The sequence below is a fragment of the Paenibacillus sp. TAB_01 genome, assembly GCF_043945595.1.
In the GTDB taxonomy this organism is placed as follows: Bacteria; Bacillota; Bacilli; order Paenibacillales; family NBRC-103111; genus Paenibacillus_S.
In genome coordinates, this window is the sequence record NZ_JBIFNP010000001.1 from 2835878 (window position 1) to 2852552 (window position 16675).

Sequence of the window (16675 nt, forward strand, 5' to 3'; positions counted from 1 at the left end):
GCTCCTCAAGTATAGACGTTATCTATACAATACTGCGAATATGTCATCCTTTCGTTAAATTTATATTAATTTGCAGTTAATTGTGAGATGACAATTGGGGGATAGAATGAAGACATGAGGAGAAAGCATATTACGCTGAAGAGGCGCAGCCGCCGGAACGAACCAAATGGATGGAGACAACAATTGATAAAGCTACAGGGAGGAAGTCTGTTTTTATGGAAATCAATATTTACCAGTTAATCGAAGGGGCTCGCAAGGCCGAGGGCTTGACCGTTATTATCGATGTTTTCCGCGCTTTTTCGGTAGCGTGCTATGTGATGGACAATGGCGTAAAGGATTTGATTCCCGTTGGAGATATAGACACGGCGTACAGACTGAAGCAGGAGAACCCGGACTATATTTTGATGGGAGAAAGAGGCGGAATCATTCAGCCCGGTTTCGATTACGGGAATTCCCCTTCTTCTATTGAATCCGTAGACTTTTCGGGCAAAACCGTTGTGCATACGACAAGCGCAGGCACACAAGGGATCGTGAATGCCGTAGGTGCGGATGAAATTATTACAGGCAGCTTTGTCAATGCACAGGCCATTATTGATTACATCCGCATGAAGAATCCGGCGGTCGTATCGCTGGTCTGCATGGGCTGGGAAGCAAAAGAGGAGGCGGATGAAGATACGCTTCTTGCCGAATATGTAAAGAACGTTTTGGAAGGAAACCCGGTCGATTTTCAGTCCATTCGGAACTTTATGCTGAATGAAAGTAAAACTGGAAAATTTCTGGATGTGCGAGATGCCTCCGCGCCTCCTGAGGACTTTGATTTATGCTTGAGCCTGGACCGGTTTCCATTCGTTCTGAAAGTGGAGCCTTTAGGAGATGCCTTAGTACGGCTGCAAAAAATCAATGTAACGAGAGGGGCAGAAACCAATGACCTTATCAAGCCAGCATGATCCTTCCAACCGCCTGGTACTGATTATCGGTACGGACGGGTTACGGCCGGACAGTGTGGCACCCGCGATTATGCCGACATGCGCTAAGCTGATGGAACGCGGCACCTTGTTCACCTCCTTCCATGCGGCTTATCCCTCGGAGACAAGGGTTAGTATGACAACTTTGACCACCGGCGTGTATCCGGGACGCCATGGCGTTGTCAGTAATTTGATGTATATACAGGGCTTTGGTGACGACGGCTTGCTCCAGACCGGCAACGACAAGCATCTGCTCGCCTATAGCGGGTCCATGTCGGAGCCTTTCATCCTGAAACCTACGCTTGGAGACCGGCTGCACCGGCACGGAAAGCGTCTGGCGGTTGCCGCATCCAGCTCGCCGGGCGCTTCACTGCTCTGGAACCTGAATCATCCCGGGCGGGTCATTAATCCTTCCTCCGCCTACGGGACAGAGGAAATGGAAGAGCTGCACCGCCAATTGGGTCCTGTTCCTGAAGAGCGTACCGCAGTCAAAAAGGAACGGGCGCAGTGGGCAACGCGCTCGCTGATCGATATCCACTTGAACAATGAGCAGAATCAAGTGATGGTCTTGTGGCTGTCCGAGCCGGATGCAAGCCAGCACGATTACGGAATCGGTTCTCCCGAGCATAAAGAAGCGCTGCAAGCCGTAGATGGCTGCGTAGCGGAAATTTTACATGCCATAGAGCGGGAAGGCCTAAGTGAAACGATCGACATTCTGTGGATCAGCGACCATGGACATTCCACGATACAAGCGCAGGGCTCGCTTCAAGAGCACCTGCAAAGAGCGGCTGAAGAGCTGCAGCTTCAGACCCGATTTGTTACAGCCGGCCGCTACATCTATGCTGAGGAAGCGCTGGAATCGACTGCCGTTGAGGTCAAGGCTTTAATCGGCTGGCTGCAATCCCAGGATTGGTGCGAGCTTGTTTTTGCCAGGGATGCGCAATATTCGGATCTGCCCGATGTGCTTGCCCTCGAGCTTTTATTAGGAACGATCACGCACGAGCGGGCGCCGCTTCTTGCGGGTCCAGCCGGTATGGAGTCATGAGCCGAACGAATACGGCATGCCTGGAATTACGGGAGCATTGACCTCTTCCACCAAGCTTCTATCATCACACGGCACGATTTCTCCTTACGATATGCATGCTTTTTGTCTGGGGGTTGGCAGCAGCTTTAAGCAGGGTCATGTCAGCGATCTGCCTTGCGGCATCGTCGATATCGCGCCAACGGTATGCCATTTAATCGGATTAAGCGAAGAGTCAGGCTTCGACGGAAGGGTTTTGGCTGAAGGCCTTGAGCCTGAGAGGATCGGCGAGCCGTTCGGTCAGCTTGAAGCAGCGGCTCAAGAAATCGGAAATCAGCAAAGCGGTGCAGGCATCCGGCTTATCGATGTGAACGGAACGAGGTATATCGAAGGATACAGGAAATAAAAAGAAGGAAGGGATTTTTAAAATGAAAAGAACGGCAACCTTACTTATCTTTATCTTGCTTCTCGGCTTCGTGCTTTCGGCATGTAACAACAACGCTTCGTCCACGAATGAAGCATCAGGCACTGAAGCGTCAGGAGCCGCGGCATCAGGTTCGAAGGAACTCGACGTGCTGAAAATCGGCGTAACCGAGCTTCCTCAGCTGCTCAGCCCGCAGCGTACCAGCGGCAATACAAGCATACGTATTTTGTACGACATCTTCGAAACGATCCTTCTCTCCGATCCGAAAGACAATTGGTCCTTGAAGCCGATGCTTGCGACGGAATGGAAGCGGGTGGACGACTATACACTGGATGTCACCCTGCGCAAAGGCGTCAAGTTTCATAACGGAGACGAGCTGACCGCCAAGGATGTGGTCTTCAGCTTCAATCGTTTGCACCAAAACCTGCCGGGCATGGCGGATGCAACGAACATGCTCTCCGTTGTGAAAGAAGTACAAGTTATCGATGACTACAAGTTCCGTATCATCACGAACGTAGTCGATCCGCTGCTGGAGCAGCGCATAGCTTCCAGCTGGGGTTCCTGGATCGTTCCCGCCGATTATCTCACTAAAGTCGGTGATGAAGCTTTTGCAGCGAAGCCGGTCGGTACCGGCCCTTACAAAGTCGTTTCCTATTCGCCGGAAAAAGTGGTTTTGGAACGGTTTGACGATTATTGGGGCCCGAAACCGGCAGCCAAACGGATCGAGTACATTGTGTACAATGAAACGTCGACTCGGATTACAGCGCTGATTACCGGTGAGGTAGATCTCATCACGCAGGTGCCTCTCGATCAGGTCCCTGTCATTGAGAGCAACCAAAATCTCAGCGTCAAAGGACTGAATATCAGCAATATGCACGTGCTGACGTTCAACACGACGAGCGGCCCGCTTGCCGACAAAAAGGTGCGTCAGGCGCTAAGCTTATCCATTGACCGTCAAATGCTGGTCGATAAGCTGTGGCAAGGCAAGGCCGTCATTCCGAAGGGCCACCAATATTCGGAGTACGGACAATATTTCTTGAGCGATTATCCTGCACCTGAATATAACGTGGAGAAGGCCAAGCAATTGCTTGCAGAGTCTTCCTATAAAGGCGAATTGATTGAATACGAGCTGAAATCCAATTATTATACGTTCGGCAACGAAGCGGCTGAAGCCATCGTTGACATGTGGAATAAAATCGGCATTAACGCCAAAGTCAAGTTTAGCGATAAAGTGGAGCGTAAATCCGTAGCGAACTGGTCGAATACGATGCGTTTCCCTGATCCGTCCGGCGGCTTGTCGCTGCTGTGGGGCCCGGGAACGGATGCAGAGAAAATCTACTGGAAGGACATGAGTCCAGAGTTCCTGCAAAATGCGAAAGAACTGGCTTCCATCCTGGATCCTGCCAAACGGAAGGAACTGGCTAAAAAGCAAATGCAAATTTTCGACGAAGAAGTACCTGGCACGGTTCTCTATTATCCGTATGAGGGCTGGGGAATTCGTAAAGGTCTGGAATGGACGCCTTATTCCTCGCAAGCGATGGATTTTAGAGCGGAAAATTTCAAAGTATTGAATTAACAATCCGATGATCGAAGGGGTGGAACGGTAGTGGAAGACGTATTAACCGTGAATAACCTGAAAACCTACTATTATTCCAACAACAAGAAGGTCCCGGCGGTGGATGGCGTAAGCTTCCGTCTATACAAGGGCGAGGTGCTGGGAATCGTCGGCGAATCCGGCTGCGGCAAAAGCACCGTAGCCCGTTCCATACTCCATCTGTTGGACAAGTCCTATACGAAGATTGAAGACGGCGAAATCCTGTTCCACGGCAGTGACCTGTTAAAGCTGAACGCGAAAGAGCTGAACCGGATCAAAGGGAAAAAAATCTCGATGATTTTCCAAAATCCCCAGGCGGCCTTGAATCCGGTCTACACGGTTGGAGATCAGATCGCGGAAGTGCTGCAGCTTCATGAGAACATGTCCAAGAAGGAAGTCAAAGAAAGAGTCATCGAGCTTTTACGTCTGGTGGGCATCCCCGCGCCGGAAACGAGGCTGAACGATTATCCTCACCAGATGTCCGGCGGCATGCAGCAAAGAATCATGATTGCAATCGCGTTGGCCTGCAACCCCGAAGTGGTGATCGCCGACGAGCCGACGACCGCGCTGGATGTCACCATTCAAGCGCAGATTCTGAAGCTGATGACCCGGGTCAAGCAGCAATTTCAGATGGGAATGATATTGATTACGCACAACATGGGCGTCGTTGCCGAGATGTGCGACAGAATGATGGTCATGTACGGCGGTGTGGTAGTGGAAGAAGGGGCGACAGCGGATATTTTCGCTGCTCCTTCCCATCCGTACACCCAAGGCTTGCTTGCCTCCATTCCGAGCATCGAGGAGGACAAGGAGGAGCTGTTTTCGATACCTGGCTCAGTTCCTCGATTAACCGCGCCTGTCACCCATTGCCGATTTGCCGGCCGCTGCCCTCATACGTTTGATAAGTGCGAAGGAAGTGAGCCGCCGTTGTTCGATCTGGGGAATGGGCACAAAGCAAAGTGCTGGCTGCTCGAGGATAAAAACGGGGAGAGCTTACAATGAATGATGCTGAAGTGCTGGTAGAAGTCAAAAATCTAAAAAAATATTTCCCTGTTAATAAAGGGATGCTGCGTCATAAAACCGTCGGGACGGTCAAGGCGGTTGACGATATCAGCTTTAAGATCTACAAGGGTGAAACGCTGGGGCTGATCGGTGAATCGGGCTGCGGCAAATCAACGCTGTCCCGCATGCTGATAGGTTTGACGGACGCTACCGACGGCCAAATATTATTCAAAGGACAACGGGTGGGAACGAAGGGACCCCAAAGCTTTCGGAAGCAAGCCCAGATGATTTTTCAAGATCCGTACTCGTCACTCGACCCCCGGATGACGATCCGGCGAATCATCGAGGAGCCGCTTCGCATTCATACGAAGTATACCGCCAAGCAAAAGCTTGAAGCGGTTTTGCCATTGCTGGACAAGGTCAGCATCCCGGAGGATGCGCTGGGCAAGTATCCGCATGAATTCAGCGGCGGACAGCGGCAGCGTATCGGCATCGCCCGGGCGCTCGTATTGGGGCCGGAGTTCGTCATTTGCGACGAGCCTGTTTCCGCTTTGGATATGTCGGTACAGGCACAAATATTAAATCTGTTTAAGCAAATGCAAAAAGAATTCGGTCTGACCTATTTGTTTGTTTCCCATGATATGAGCGTGGTTAAACATATCAGCGACCGCATTATGGTCATGTATTTGGGCAAGGTCGTGGAGCTCGCTTCCAAGCATGAGCTCTTCAGCAATACGCTGCATCCCTATTCGATAGCCTTGATGAATGCGATTCCCGTACCTAATCCTGAGGCGGTCCGAGACAGGACGCTGTTGGAGGGGGAGCTGCCCAGTCCGATTAATCCTCCCGCAGGGTGCCCGTTTCAAAGCCGTTGTCCGCATGTGAAGCCGGTGTGCGGCGTTGAAATGCCCTCACTGAAGGAAGTGGAGCCGGGCCATTTCGTTGCCTGTCATTTGTTTGCCGATAAGGAGGGGACACTATGACCCGATTTATCACGACCCGGCTGATCAAGGCCATCTTCACCGTTTGGTTCATTCTGACGTTAGTGTTTATGATTACCCGATTATCGGGCGATCCGACCCAATGGCTGCTGCCCGACGATGCGACGGCAACCGTAAGGGCCCAGCTGCGCGAATCGCTCGGCTTGGACAAGCCGTTAGGCTTGCAGTATGCCCAATATTTGAGCTCGTTGTTTACCGGAGATATGGGCAAGAGCTACCACTATTTGCGCCCGGTAGGCGAATTGTTCGCTGAACGCGCAGGCCCAACCATAGCGCTTGGCACGATTTCTTTTGTATTGGCCATTGTGATCGGCGTTCCGATCGGCGTCGTGGCTGCGGTTCACCGAAATTCCTTGCTGGATCGCATCACGATGGGGATTTCCATCGCGGGCTACACGATTCCGAACTTTGTCTTCGCCATTTTGCTTATTTTTCTGTTCAGCCTCAAGCTAAGGCTGCTGCCGAGCGGCGGCATGAGCTCACCACAGCACTATATCATGCCCTTGCTTGCATTAACGATTGATTCTGTGGCCGGTATCGCGCGTTTGACCAGAGGCTCGATGCTGGACGTCCTGCGTCAGGATTATTTGGACAGCGCCAGGGCCAAAGGCGTCAGAGAGCGGATGGTGATCTACAAGCATGCCCTGCGCAACGCGCTGATTCCGGTGGTGACCATCATTGGCTTGCATTTGGGCACATTGATTGGAGGCGCGGTGGTCATAGAAACCGTGTTCGCTTTTCCGGGTATTGGCATGTTAATTGTACAGGCTGCTCAATATCGGGACTTTCCCGTGATTCAATACGGTGTGATGCTCGTCTCTACGACAGTCATTGTCGTCAATTTACTGGTTGATTTAAGCTACGGTTTCCTGGACCCGCGTATTCGGGATAATTTCTAAGAAGGGAGGAAACCCGAATGAGAATGTTAAACTTGCGTATTCCGCCCTTCATTATGGTGTTGATTATCATGCTTTTCCTGATTACCTTGTTTACTTCACTGAGTCCGGTGCTGTTCCCCATCGATTTGGGAGCTACGAATTTGGGCGCACGGCTGATTCCGCCCTCCTTTATGGACGGCGGCACACCGAGCAATTTTCTGGGCACCGACCATCTTGGACGGGACTTTCTGATTCGGCTGTTTTACGGAACGAAAAATTCACTGCTGGTCGCTTTGAGCAGTATGCTGATTGCCACCTTTGTTGGTACAGTGCTGGGGGTATTGGCCGGGTTGTATAGAGGTCCGTTTGACACTATCGTGTCTTTCTTGACGGACGTCAAGCTTTCTGTTCCTTCTATTATAATAGCGATCGTATGCGCTGCCGCTTTTGGTTCCGGCAAGTGGATCCTGGTGCTCATTATCGGATTTACCGGCTATCCGACCTTTACACGGCTGGTGCGCGGTCAGACCATCCAGCTCAAGGAAGCGAACTTTATGGAATGCAGCCGGGCGCTCGGCGCTTCCAAAATGCGGATCCTGTTCGAGCATGTGTTTACGAATATTTCCTCCCCATTGATCGTTCATGCAACAATGCGCTTCAGCTCCTTTATTCTTTTGGAAAGCTCGCTGTCGTTTCTCGGGATCGGCATTCAGCCTCCGGACGTTTCACTGGGCTTGCTGGTCAGCGCCGGGCGCAACTACTTGATCAACTCCTGGTGGCTGAGCATCGCGCCGAGCGTGATCATTGTTGTGGTCGTGGTCTTGGTGTCGCTGATTGGCGATTGGCTGCGGGACCTGCTGGATCCCAAATATAAAAACTCATAATAGGATGGAGTGGTACTTCCTATGTTATTAATTGCACATAGAGGCGGCACGGAGCGCTATCCGGAGCTGACGCTCGCTTCGTCCAGGCTTTCATTAGAGCTCGGAGCAGATTACGTTGAACTGGATATTCGCTTTACGCGAGACGACGTCCCCGTCATCAGCCATGACGAGGATGCTTTAAAATTGTTCGGCAATCCAGCTAAAATTCAAGAGCTGACGGCAGAGCAATTTTCATCTCTTAGGTATGCTGACAATCACCAATTGCATCCCCATACACTGGTAGAAGTGCTTTCCATCGGCGCGGCGCCGGTTGTGTTCCATATCAAAGAGGGCGGCAAGCGCCTTCCTCAGATTCTGGAATGCATTCGTGCATATGGGTACGAAGATAAGGTGATAATGGGTGTCATGACCAGCGAAGATGTCCGCATTGCGAAGAAATTTAACAAAAATATCGAAATTCTTGCGTTGATGCCTTCCAAGGAGCACGCTGCGGAATTTATCGAAAATGGTGCGGACATCATCCGTCTTTGGGAGCGATGGGTGGATGAGGAAGCGGTACGCCTTATTCACGAAGCAGGCCGGCAGGTTTGGGTAATGGCTGGCTATAAAGGGACTACCGGCTATACGTCTCCCGAGAATATCTTGGCATGGAAGCGTCTGGGGATCAACGGAGTGCTGGTTAATGAAGTGGAGAAGACCAAGTCTGTGCTGTTGAATTTCCAAGCCTAGCATGCTGCGAGTGGGAAATCGAGAGTAAGGACCATCCGAAAAGATGAAAACTTTCAGGTCAACGGATCGTCATACAAAAAAGAATTTTATGGAATATTTTTACAATATCATAACAGTGCTTTCCAAAAAACGTGCAGCCATTGGGGCGAGCGCGTTTTTTTAATGCAAATTCGGACGTTCTCGAACTAAAAGGAAAACCGGTTACGATGCAGAAATAGTAATGGTGTAAGCTGTGAGGCAGCTGCCGGACGGCTCGGAGAGCCGAACCGGAGCAAGCTGATTTCCATCGCGGCTTTCTTGTGAATTCGGATAAAATCGCAACTTGAAGGATGGAGTGGATGTGCTTGAAAATGTGGTACAAGGGCTGGCCGCGCGGCGTCCCGCTGCTGCTGGCCAATTCGTTTCTGATGTCGATCGGCTTCTACGCCCTTATCCCGAACCTGTCCGTCTATCTGACGCATTCGCTCGGATGGACGCCGCTGCTTGCGGGTGTGCTGCTGATGGTTCGCCAATTCAGCCAGCAGGACCGATGACTCTGACGGGGATGATCTCCGACCGGGTCGGCTACCGGCTGACGATTTCGCTCGGGTTTGTGCTGCGAGGCATTGGGTTCGGCATGTTTGCTCTCGGAACGAGCCCTCTCTTTATATTTGTATCCGCTATCATTGCCGGCATCGGCGGCAGCCTGTTCGAGCCGACTGGCGACGCGGCGCTGACGACGCTAACGAATGCGCAGAGCCGTTCTCGTACCTACGCCGTGAAAAAGGTGACCGACAACCTCGGCATCGTGGTTTCGGCTCTTCTCGGTTCATTATTAGTGTCAGTAAGCTTCCACTTGCTGTCACTGATCTCCGGGGCGCTGTTCGTGATCGCAGGCATTATGACTTATATCCGGCTGCCGTCCATGCGCATTCAAGTAAAGCCGGTCGCCTGGGGCGACATGTGGCGAACCGTTACGCGGGACAAGCCGTTCGTTCACTACGTAACTGTGATGATTGGGTATTTTTTTCTATTCATGCAGCTTTATTTGGCGATCCCTGCCCGTATTGTTGACTTGACGCAGCAAGCTTCATCGGTATCCGTCGTTTTCCTTGTCATCTCGGTGATGATGATCCTGTTTCAAATTCCTATCAACATGCTGGTGAAAAGATTCAACGTGATACGTACGATTCAGGCTGGGTTTGCGCTGCTGGGAACGGGACTGCTCGTGTTGGGCAATGCAGGGCACGTGGCAGTGTTTGTCGCAGGCATTTCGCTGTTTGCGGTTGGGATGATGGTAATCGAACCTTCGAGCTTCGACTTGACGTCGCGGCTTGCGAGGCCGGATATGACGGCGACCTATTTCGGTTTTTATTATTTGGCGATGGCCATTGGCGGCGGAATCAGCCAGGGTACAGGCGGCCTGTTGATGCAGGTCGGATCGTCGTCCGGGCTGCCGGGGCTCATCTGGTGGATCGGGGCTCTGGTCGCGCTGCTAGCCATTGCCGGAGCGAATCCGCTGCGAAATTCGCTTTCGCGAAGCAGTGGGAAAGAAGCTCCATAACAAAGCTTTGGACAGCATCAATTTGTCGTTTGTGATACACATTGAACATACGGGGAGAACAGATAGTTTATCGGGCTATGGTCAATTAGACATACTTAGATTCTTATAAAAAACGAGGCTGCCGTATGTCGTTGCAAGTGGAAGGCCTTGTTCTTCGGTCCTATGCTCGAGCGGATCGAACAGAGGCTCGATTCGTATATCGGAGCTTTAAAATGAAAAGGACTGGCTTGTTCGGGCAATCGGATTAAAAAAAGGCACAACCTCGTCAAATAGATGAGGTTGCGCTTTTTTCATTTAAAGTCCTTTTAAGAAAGATAAGGGACATAATACCAATAAAGGGGAGGGGAGCTTACCCAATATTCAAACCGGTTCTCGGGCCATTACTACTGCATAATGATATTCGGATGACCTGCGAGAAAACCTCCATCGACAGGCAAACAAGCTCCTGTAATGTAAGATGCCATAGGCGATGCTAGGAAACAGACGGCATTGGCAATCTCATCGGTTCCACCGAAGCGCCCCATCGGCATCTGATTGAGAACGTTGTCACGAAAAGCCGCATTGCGAAAATTATGCGCATTCAAAGAGGTTTCGATATAGCCCGGGCTCACGGCGTTGACACGAATGTTATGCTTTCCCCATTCAACGGCCAGCACTTTTGTATACTGAAGAAGTCCGCCTTTAGTGGCGGCATAAGCGCTCTGATTCGGAGTCGCAATATGTGACGTCATCGAAGTGATTGTAACGATAGAACCCTCCTTCTGATTAATCATTCGTTTTCCAGCTTCTTGGCAGCAATAGTAAGCGCCCTTTAAATTGGTTGAAAGCACCTGATCCCAAGCGTCTTCAGGATACTCCTCTGCCGGTACTCGCCGGTTCGTCCCCGAGCAATAGACCAAAACATCCAGACGCCCAAATTGTTGTTCAATCCGTTCGAAAAATAGATTGACGTTTTCCTTCGACATAACGTCAAGAGGCAGTCCTAAAGCTTTCCCACCACTGTGGGTAATAGATTCAGCCGCCTCCGTGAACTCGGTTTCCGTTCGGCTGCCGATGACGACACAGGCTCCGGCTTTAGCAAACCGGTTCGCTGTTGCCAGCCCGATTCCACGGCTTCCGCCAGCTATAGCTACGATTTTATTCTCCAGACCAAGCATGAAAGCACACACCTTTCCTCTTTTTCCTAATTATACATTTTGAATATGGAAAAAGTCTTGCCATTTGCTAATGATAAGCGCTTTATTTTCTTCCGGACCTAATTTTCGAGGATTCAGTGACCGTACGAGGAATACGCATGCACATTCTGATTTCATAATTTTTTTGTTTGTTCGACATTTTTCGTCTGTTTCTGTGCCGAAAGGGTTTTTTTTCCTGCTGAGAGCTTTTGTAATAGAATTGTAATCTATTTGAAATAGAAGGAAAGATTGCTAGAATAAACGCGCGGGTCTAAAGCGGCGTCCATATGCTTGCTTTGCTCCGGGCGATAGACCGGTAGATCCGGGAAGTTCTAGCGCAGTTTCTGATCGTATTTAACGGAAAGGTTGTGAGCGATGAACAGTAAACGGCGGCGGACGACACGAACGTTGTGGAGGAAAGGAAGCCGTGGCGGATTATGTCTGATGCTGTTGTTCGGACTCCTCTCGGCAGCGGGGGGCAGGTTGGCGTATGCCGATGCGACAGTGACAACATGGACGGAATTGACCAGCGCTTTTGCCAATGCAGCCAGTGGCAGCATAATTACACTGGGTGCCGGAATCGAACAATCGTCCGGTTCGCTTTCCTTTCCATCGGGAAGAAGTCTGATACTCGATCTCGCCGGCAACAGGCTGGCCGTACATGCGGGATCCGGCTCAACGTCAGCGGCAGTTCATGTTCCGGTCGGAGCGACTCTCACGATCAGAGACTCCGGCGTCAACGGTACCTTAATAGCCGATGCGGCCGGCGGTTATGGTGCTGGTATAGGAGGCAATTATCAGGAGACGGCGGGGACGATCGTTATCGATAGCGGAAATGTAACTGCAACCGGCCAGAGCGCAGCTGGGATCGGGGGAGGATCGTTCGGCGGTTCCGGAGGGACGACAATAATTAACGGCGGGAATGTGACGGCTCTTTCTACCGGCGGCGGAGCCGGGATTGGCAGCGGCATCAAGAACGGCAGCGAAGGCAATGCCGGCGCCGGCGGAACGATTATAATCAACGGCGGAAACGTATCCGCTACCGGCACCTACGGCGGTGCCGGCATCGGTGGGGCCTATCAGTCTCCGGGAGTGAATGTGACGATTACGGCTGGAGTCGTGACCGTCTCCGGAAGCGGGTCGGGATCGGCTATCGGCGGGACGCCGTTCGGTTCTTTGTACAATTCCGGACAAATTCAGGTTGCTGGCGGAAGTCAGATTACGATTCCTGCCGACGCTTCGGTTACAAACAATGGAACGATCAGCGGAGCGATCTCCGGATCAGAGCACATGGGGGGAAATAATTTTACTATAAGTTTTGATTGGAATGGCGTGCCTCAGTCGAACCCTGCGTCTATACAGATTTATACGACGTCATTGGCAGCGGCGGGCAAGACGCTCCCAAGCTTGTCGCGTGCAGGCTATATTTGGGAAGGATGGTACACGGAGGCCGAAGGCGGCGAGCAGGTGACGGAAACAAGTACTATCACCAGCAGCCTGACGCTTTATGCTCATACGATCTCAGATCCAGTTCCGCCATCAGTGCAGCTGATGAGCTCTGTGGGAAGCGGCACCAAGGGGCCCTTCATGGTGACAGCGAAGTTCAGCGAGGCGGTAAGCGGGTTTGCAGACGGTGACGTAACGGTGACGAATGGCACCGTGGGCCCGATTAGCGGAAGCGGAGATACGTATACGTTCCTGGTGACACCGGTTGTAGAAGGGACAGTTACGGTTAGGCTGGCAAGCGGCATAGCTGAGGATGCAGCCGGCAACGGGAACGCGGCGTCGACGGATCTGGTGCTGACGTACGACCATACCTTGCCGACAGTAACGCTGACAACACCGGCAGGAATCTTTACCAACGAGCCGTTTACGGTAACGGCGAAGTTTAGTGAAGCCGTAAGCGGTTTTGCCGACGGAGACGTGACGGTGACAAACGGCACGGTAGGCGCGATTACCGGAAGCGGAGATACGTATACGTTCCAGGTAACGCCGACCGCTGATGGTTCAGTGACGGTGCAGCTGGCGGCTGACGTCGCAGCGGATGCTGCGGGCAACGGGAATGCGGCGGCGACAGATCTGGCGCTGACGTACGACCATACCTTGCCGACAGTGACGCTGACGACATCGGCAGGAAACTTCACCAATGAACCGTTCACGGTAACGGCGAAGTTCAGTGAAGAGGTAAACGGGTTTACGGACGGAGACGTGACGGTGACAAACGGCACGGTAGGCGCTTTGGCCGGAAGCGGAGATACATTTACATTCCCGATAACGCCGACTGCGGACGGACAAGTGACAGTGTCGGTATATGGTGACGCGGCCGTGGATGCAGCGGGAAACGGAAATACGCCCGCGACGGACCTGGTGCTGACGTACGATCATACGCCGCCAACAGTAACGCTGACAACAACCGCAGGAAACTTCACCAATGAACCGTTCATGGTAACGGCGAAGTTCAGTGAAGAGGTAAGCGGGTTTACGGACGGAGACGTAACAGTGACGAACAGCACGGCAGGCGCGATTACCGGAAGCGGAGATGCGTATACGTTTCTGGTGACCCCGGAAGCCGATAGTCTGGTGACGGTGGCTGTGTACGGCGACGTGGCAATGGATGCTTCCGGCAATGGAAATATAGCCGGAGCAGTATTGAGTCTTATTTATGACAGGACGGCGGCGTCGATCGCCTTTAGTCCGAACGGAAGCCCCGATCCTGCTGCAACTGTTGAAACAACTGTAGTGGTGACAGACGAGGCGAGCTCCAACTTGAAATCTCTGAAATACATGTGGACGCAAAGCACGGATGCGCCCGAGGAACACGCTGTCGGCTGGAGCGACTTTACAACAGGCGATACGATCAGGCAGACCGAGGGGGAAGGCGTATGGTATTTGCACATTCACGCCGTCGATGAAACGGGGAACGTCAACGACCGGGTATCTGAGCCTTTTGTTCTGGACAATACGGCCCCGTCAATCGAGCTGATTGGTGATAATCCTTTCTATGTACCCCAAGGGGACAGCTACCTGGAACCGGGGGCAACCTCGACGGATAACTTTGACGGTGTGCTGCCGGCCTCCTCAATCATGATTAACGGCGATGTGGATACCGAGGCGTTGGGCTTATATGAAATTCACTACGCCGCGAGAGACCGTGCGGGGAATGAGGCGACGGTAACGCGCAGCGTGTACGTATATGACGGCGACATGCCGATCATTCATCTGAACGGGTCGAATCCGCTGATAGTAGCGGTAGGAAGCGTGTTTGCCGACCCTGGAGCGACAGCGTGGGATAAACAGGAGGGCGACTTGACCGGGGCCATTACGGTGACGGGAGCGGTCTATACGGCAGGGGTAAGCTGGTATCATCTCGATTATCGTGTAAAAGACAATGCGGGCAATGCGGCGCCCACGGTGACTCGAGCGGTATATGTAATCGCCCCGCCGGTTATCACGCTGCTCGGCTCGTCGGCCGTTACGATGATGGCCGGTGAGGCGTTCTCCGATCCCGGCGCCCATGCGTCGGATGACTACTACGGCGATCTGACCGGAGCGATTGCGGTAACGGGAACGGTTGACATCCATCGGCCTGGTCTCTATACGCTGCAATATAACGTGCAAAATCCAATTGGTCAGCAGGCATCGGCCACTCGGTGATTCCGGAGGATCCGACGATTCAAGCGATGGAGGCGGGGGCGATCCGAGCGGTCCCGTACCTAAGGACAACGGGCAGGCCGACTTATCAGCCACGGCCGATATTCTCATCAATGGCATTCGCGCTGCCGTACGCCAGAAGACGGAAATGTCCGCAGACGGTCTGACTGTGGTACGGCTTCTGCTAACGGCCGAGCAAGTGGCTGGAGCGTTTGCAAGCGATGACGGAGAAGCGGTGATGAACATTGAAGGGCTGGCAACCGGCTGTCAAAATCAGCATGCCGGCGGCAGCTCTGCAGGATGTGCTGAAGATGCGTCCGGAAGCATCGATCCGAGTAATCGTAAATGGAAGCAGCCTGCTGCTGCAGCTTAAAGCAATCGGAGGCTTGCCTGAAACGTCGACCGTCACAGTGACGATTGCTGCGGCATCGGATGCGACGGGCGATGTGCTTAAGGAAGCACTAGAAAAGCTGGAGACAACCGCGCTGATCGATCGTCCGATCACTTTCGCCTTGGATGCGGACGGCAGACTGATTGCCGGCGTCGGCTATACTGAGCGTACAATCCCTCTTCACGAGGCGGTTGAGTCGAACAAGACGACGGCGGTTTGGATTGATGCGACGGGCGGGCTGCACTTTGCGCCTTCTATTTTCACGGGAGTCACAAATGGAAATAAACCGGCAGTCACGATTAGGTCGCCGTATGACGGTCTTTATACGGTCATTCGATCGGACAAGTCTTTTGCGGATATGAATGGACATTGGGCACAGCAAGAGATTGAACTGCTGGCGAACAAGCGGATCGTCGAAGGGCAGCCGGACGGCCAATTTGCTCCGAACGACAGCATTACCCGCGCCGAATTTGCGGAGCTGCTCGTCAGGGCGCTGGGGTTGCCTGAGGCAACGAGCCAGCCGTCCTTCTCGGATGTGGATTCGGCCAGCTGGTTCTCGGGCGCTGTCGGCGCAGCGCGGCAAGCAGGCCTGATCGACGGCTATGGGGATGGCACCTTCCAACCCGATGCGCACATTACACGTGAACAAATGGCGGTAATGATCGGCAGAGCGCTGGCCTATGCCGGAAAATCGCCGGAGGCCGATAGCGGCATGCTGCAGACATTTGCCGATGGTTCGGATATCGCGGGCTGGGCCGCCGATGCGGCAGCGCAAGCAGCCGGGACGGGCATTATTCAAGGAATGGCCGGCGCGGCATTCGCGCCCGAAGCGGAGGCGTCCCGCGCACAAAGCGCTGTCATGCTTCAGCGAATGCTGGCTTACTTGCAATTTATCAATAATTAGTGATTGAGTTGAACCGAACCGGCTTCACCGCCTGCGGGCAAGCAAGGCCGGTCCGAAAAGCTCGCGGTTTGCTAATTTGAATGAACCTGTTTCAGATTTTAAAACCAGCAGAAAACCGCCGGAGAGCTTCGTTATTCGGCGGTTTTCTGCTGGTTTTGTCATATAATCGTTCTTAAAGCTCTCCATCTTTTTGTAAAGAAGTCCGCTGCCGGTTTTGCCCATTGAGCCGCGGCAAACGGTCCGCCTTGAAGAAAGGCTCACCGAGGGACTAACTTTCGGTACACTATGAGCTGCCTTGGGAGAAGCAAGGCGGGCAAAGCTGCCGATCTTCGCATCCATAATTACGGCGGTCACGGGGTAATACCTCGTAGCTCTTACGCTACTCGAATGGACTTAGGCGGTCTTTTCGGGGATAGTATCCTCCATCGGCTCACTCTTAAAGCCGCCTCGTGGGAGGCGAACTAGCGTTCCTTTCTTTTCCTTTTTAAGCCGCTCCCTTGCATACCTGAGAAT

At 52.6% G+C, this 16675-nt stretch carries 16 protein-coding genes; 14 read left to right on the top strand and 2 right to left on the bottom strand.

The genetic code is table 11. From position 1 onward, the window contains the following. The first annotated feature begins 215 nt into the window (after positions 1 to 215). The 11 genes from ACHHV8_RS13660 (at position 216) to ACHHV8_RS13710 (ending at position 10041) form a co-directional block, all read left to right on the top strand. Positions 216 to 947: a 2-phosphosulfolactate phosphatase gene (locus ACHHV8_RS13660; protein ID WP_395158743.1), complete on the top strand. Its 732-nt coding sequence runs from the start codon at positions 216 to 218 to the stop codon at positions 945 to 947. Beyond that, positions 925 to 2010: an alkaline phosphatase family protein gene (locus ACHHV8_RS13665; protein ID WP_395158744.1), complete on the top strand. Its 1086-nt coding sequence runs from the start codon at positions 925 to 927 to the stop codon at positions 2008 to 2010. The genes ACHHV8_RS13660 and ACHHV8_RS13665 overlap by 23 nt, the downstream gene beginning before the upstream one ends. Continuing rightward, entirely contained in the window at positions 1982 to 2392 is a 411-nt protein-coding gene (locus ACHHV8_RS13670; protein ID WP_395158745.1) for a hypothetical protein, read from the top strand. Before ACHHV8_RS13665 ends, ACHHV8_RS13670 begins: the two co-directional genes overlap by 29 nt. A gap of 22 nt (positions 2393 to 2414) precedes the next feature. Then, the gene (locus ACHHV8_RS13675) at positions 2415 to 3986 is read left to right on the top strand and encodes an ABC transporter substrate-binding protein (protein ID WP_395158746.1); all 1572 of its coding nucleotides are present in this window, start codon (positions 2415 to 2417) and stop codon (positions 3984 to 3986) included. Between the two features lie 30 nt (positions 3987 to 4016). Beyond that, positions 4017 to 5006, top strand: coding sequence for an ABC transporter ATP-binding protein (locus ACHHV8_RS13680; RefSeq protein ID WP_395158747.1), 990 nt, complete (start codon positions 4017 to 4019; stop codon positions 5004 to 5006). Then, a complete protein-coding gene (locus ACHHV8_RS13685; protein WP_395158748.1) occupies positions 5003 to 5989 on the top strand; it encodes an ABC transporter ATP-binding protein in 987 nt (328 codons plus the stop codon). The genes ACHHV8_RS13680 and ACHHV8_RS13685 overlap by 4 nt, the downstream gene beginning before the upstream one ends. Beyond that, positions 5986 to 6906 (top strand): ABC transporter permease, encoded by a 921-nt coding sequence (locus ACHHV8_RS13690; protein ID WP_395158749.1) that lies wholly within the window; start codon positions 5986 to 5988, stop codon positions 6904 to 6906. The genes ACHHV8_RS13685 and ACHHV8_RS13690 overlap by 4 nt, the downstream gene beginning before the upstream one ends. Positions 6907 to 6923: 17 nt before the next feature. Then, positions 6924 to 7769: an ABC transporter permease gene (locus tag ACHHV8_RS13695; RefSeq protein WP_395158750.1), complete on the top strand. Its 846-nt coding sequence runs from the start codon at positions 6924 to 6926 to the stop codon at positions 7767 to 7769. Positions 7770 to 7790: 21 nt separating this feature from the next. Beyond that, a complete protein-coding gene (locus tag ACHHV8_RS13700; RefSeq protein ID WP_395158751.1) occupies positions 7791 to 8498 on the top strand; it encodes a glycerophosphodiester phosphodiesterase in 708 nt (235 codons plus the stop codon). A 338-nt stretch (positions 8499 to 8836) separates the two neighbouring features. Next, on the top strand, positions 8837 to 9031 hold the full coding sequence (locus ACHHV8_RS13705; protein WP_395158752.1) for a hypothetical protein: 195 nt from the start codon (positions 8837 to 8839) through the stop codon (positions 9029 to 9031). After that, a complete protein-coding gene (locus tag ACHHV8_RS13710; RefSeq protein ID WP_395158753.1) occupies positions 9028 to 10041 on the top strand; it encodes an MFS transporter in 1014 nt (337 codons plus the stop codon). Before ACHHV8_RS13705 ends, ACHHV8_RS13710 begins: the two co-directional genes overlap by 4 nt. A gap of 383 nt (positions 10042 to 10424) precedes the next feature. Here ACHHV8_RS13710 and ACHHV8_RS13715 read toward each other — a convergent pair whose 3' ends face one another. Next, on the bottom strand, positions 10425 to 11198 hold the full coding sequence (locus tag ACHHV8_RS13715; protein ID WP_395158754.1) for an SDR family NAD(P)-dependent oxidoreductase: 774 nt from the start codon (positions 11196 to 11198) through the stop codon (positions 10425 to 10427). Positions 11199 to 11591: 393 nt separating this feature from the next. Between ACHHV8_RS13715 and ACHHV8_RS13720 the strand changes: the two genes are divergently transcribed. Genes ACHHV8_RS13720 through ACHHV8_RS13730 form a run of 3 tightly spaced genes read left to right on the top strand, consistent with a single transcriptional unit; the run spans position 11592 to position 16162 of the window. Beyond that, complete coding sequence (locus tag ACHHV8_RS13720; RefSeq protein WP_395158755.1) at positions 11592 to 14870, top strand: immunoglobulin-like domain-containing protein; 3279 nt, start codon at positions 11592 to 11594, stop codon at positions 14868 to 14870. Then, on the top strand, positions 14842 to 15240 hold the full coding sequence (locus tag ACHHV8_RS13725) for a hypothetical protein (RefSeq protein WP_395158756.1): 399 nt from the start codon (positions 14842 to 14844) through the stop codon (positions 15238 to 15240). Before ACHHV8_RS13720 ends, ACHHV8_RS13725 begins: the two co-directional genes overlap by 29 nt. Further along, on the top strand, positions 15179 to 16162 hold the full coding sequence (locus ACHHV8_RS13730) for an S-layer homology domain-containing protein (protein WP_395158757.1): 984 nt from the start codon (positions 15179 to 15181) through the stop codon (positions 16160 to 16162). The genes ACHHV8_RS13725 and ACHHV8_RS13730 overlap by 62 nt, the downstream gene beginning before the upstream one ends. A 24-nt stretch (positions 16163 to 16186) precedes the next feature. Here the strand turns inward: ACHHV8_RS13730 and ACHHV8_RS13735 are convergent, their stop codons facing one another. Further along, positions 16187 to 16516, bottom strand: a complete 330-nt coding sequence (locus ACHHV8_RS13735) for a hypothetical protein (RefSeq protein ID WP_395158758.1) — start codon at positions 16514 to 16516, stop codon at positions 16187 to 16189. Positions 16517 to 16675: the final 159 nt, after the last annotated feature.

Bases quoted from the DNA above. Each gene is read 5' to 3' on its own strand.
- ACHHV8_RS13660 (WP_395158743.1), top strand. From the start codon at position 216: ATGGAAATCAATATTTACCAGTTAATCGAAGGGGCTCGCAAGGCCGAG.
- ACHHV8_RS13665 (WP_395158744.1), top strand. From the start codon at position 925: ATGACCTTATCAAGCCAGCATGATCCTTCCAACCGCCTGGTACTGATT.
- ACHHV8_RS13675 (WP_395158746.1), top strand. From the start codon at position 2,415: ATGAAAAGAACGGCAACCTTACTTATCTTTATCTTGCTTCTCGGCTTC.
- ACHHV8_RS13685 (WP_395158748.1), top strand. From the start codon at position 5,003: ATGAATGATGCTGAAGTGCTGGTAGAAGTCAAAAATCTAAAAAAATAT.
- ACHHV8_RS13690 (WP_395158749.1), top strand. From the start codon at position 5,986: ATGACCCGATTTATCACGACCCGGCTGATCAAGGCCATCTTCACCGTT.
- ACHHV8_RS13695 (WP_395158750.1), top strand. From the start codon at position 6,924: ATGAGAATGTTAAACTTGCGTATTCCGCCCTTCATTATGGTGTTGATT.
- ACHHV8_RS13700 (WP_395158751.1), top strand. From the start codon at position 7,791: ATGTTATTAATTGCACATAGAGGCGGCACGGAGCGCTATCCGGAGCTG.
- ACHHV8_RS13705 (WP_395158752.1), top strand. From the start codon at position 8,837: ATGTGCTTGAAAATGTGGTACAAGGGCTGGCCGCGCGGCGTCCCGCTG.
- ACHHV8_RS13710 (WP_395158753.1), top strand. From the start codon at position 9,028: ATGACTCTGACGGGGATGATCTCCGACCGGGTCGGCTACCGGCTGACG.
- ACHHV8_RS13715 (WP_395158754.1), bottom strand. From the start codon at position 11,198: ATGCTTGGTCTGGAGAATAAAATCGTAGCTATAGCTGGCGGAAGCCGT.
- ACHHV8_RS13720 (WP_395158755.1), top strand. From the start codon at position 11,592: ATGAACAGTAAACGGCGGCGGACGACACGAACGTTGTGGAGGAAAGGA.
- ACHHV8_RS13730 (WP_395158757.1), top strand. From the start codon at position 15,179: ATGCGTCCGGAAGCATCGATCCGAGTAATCGTAAATGGAAGCAGCCTG.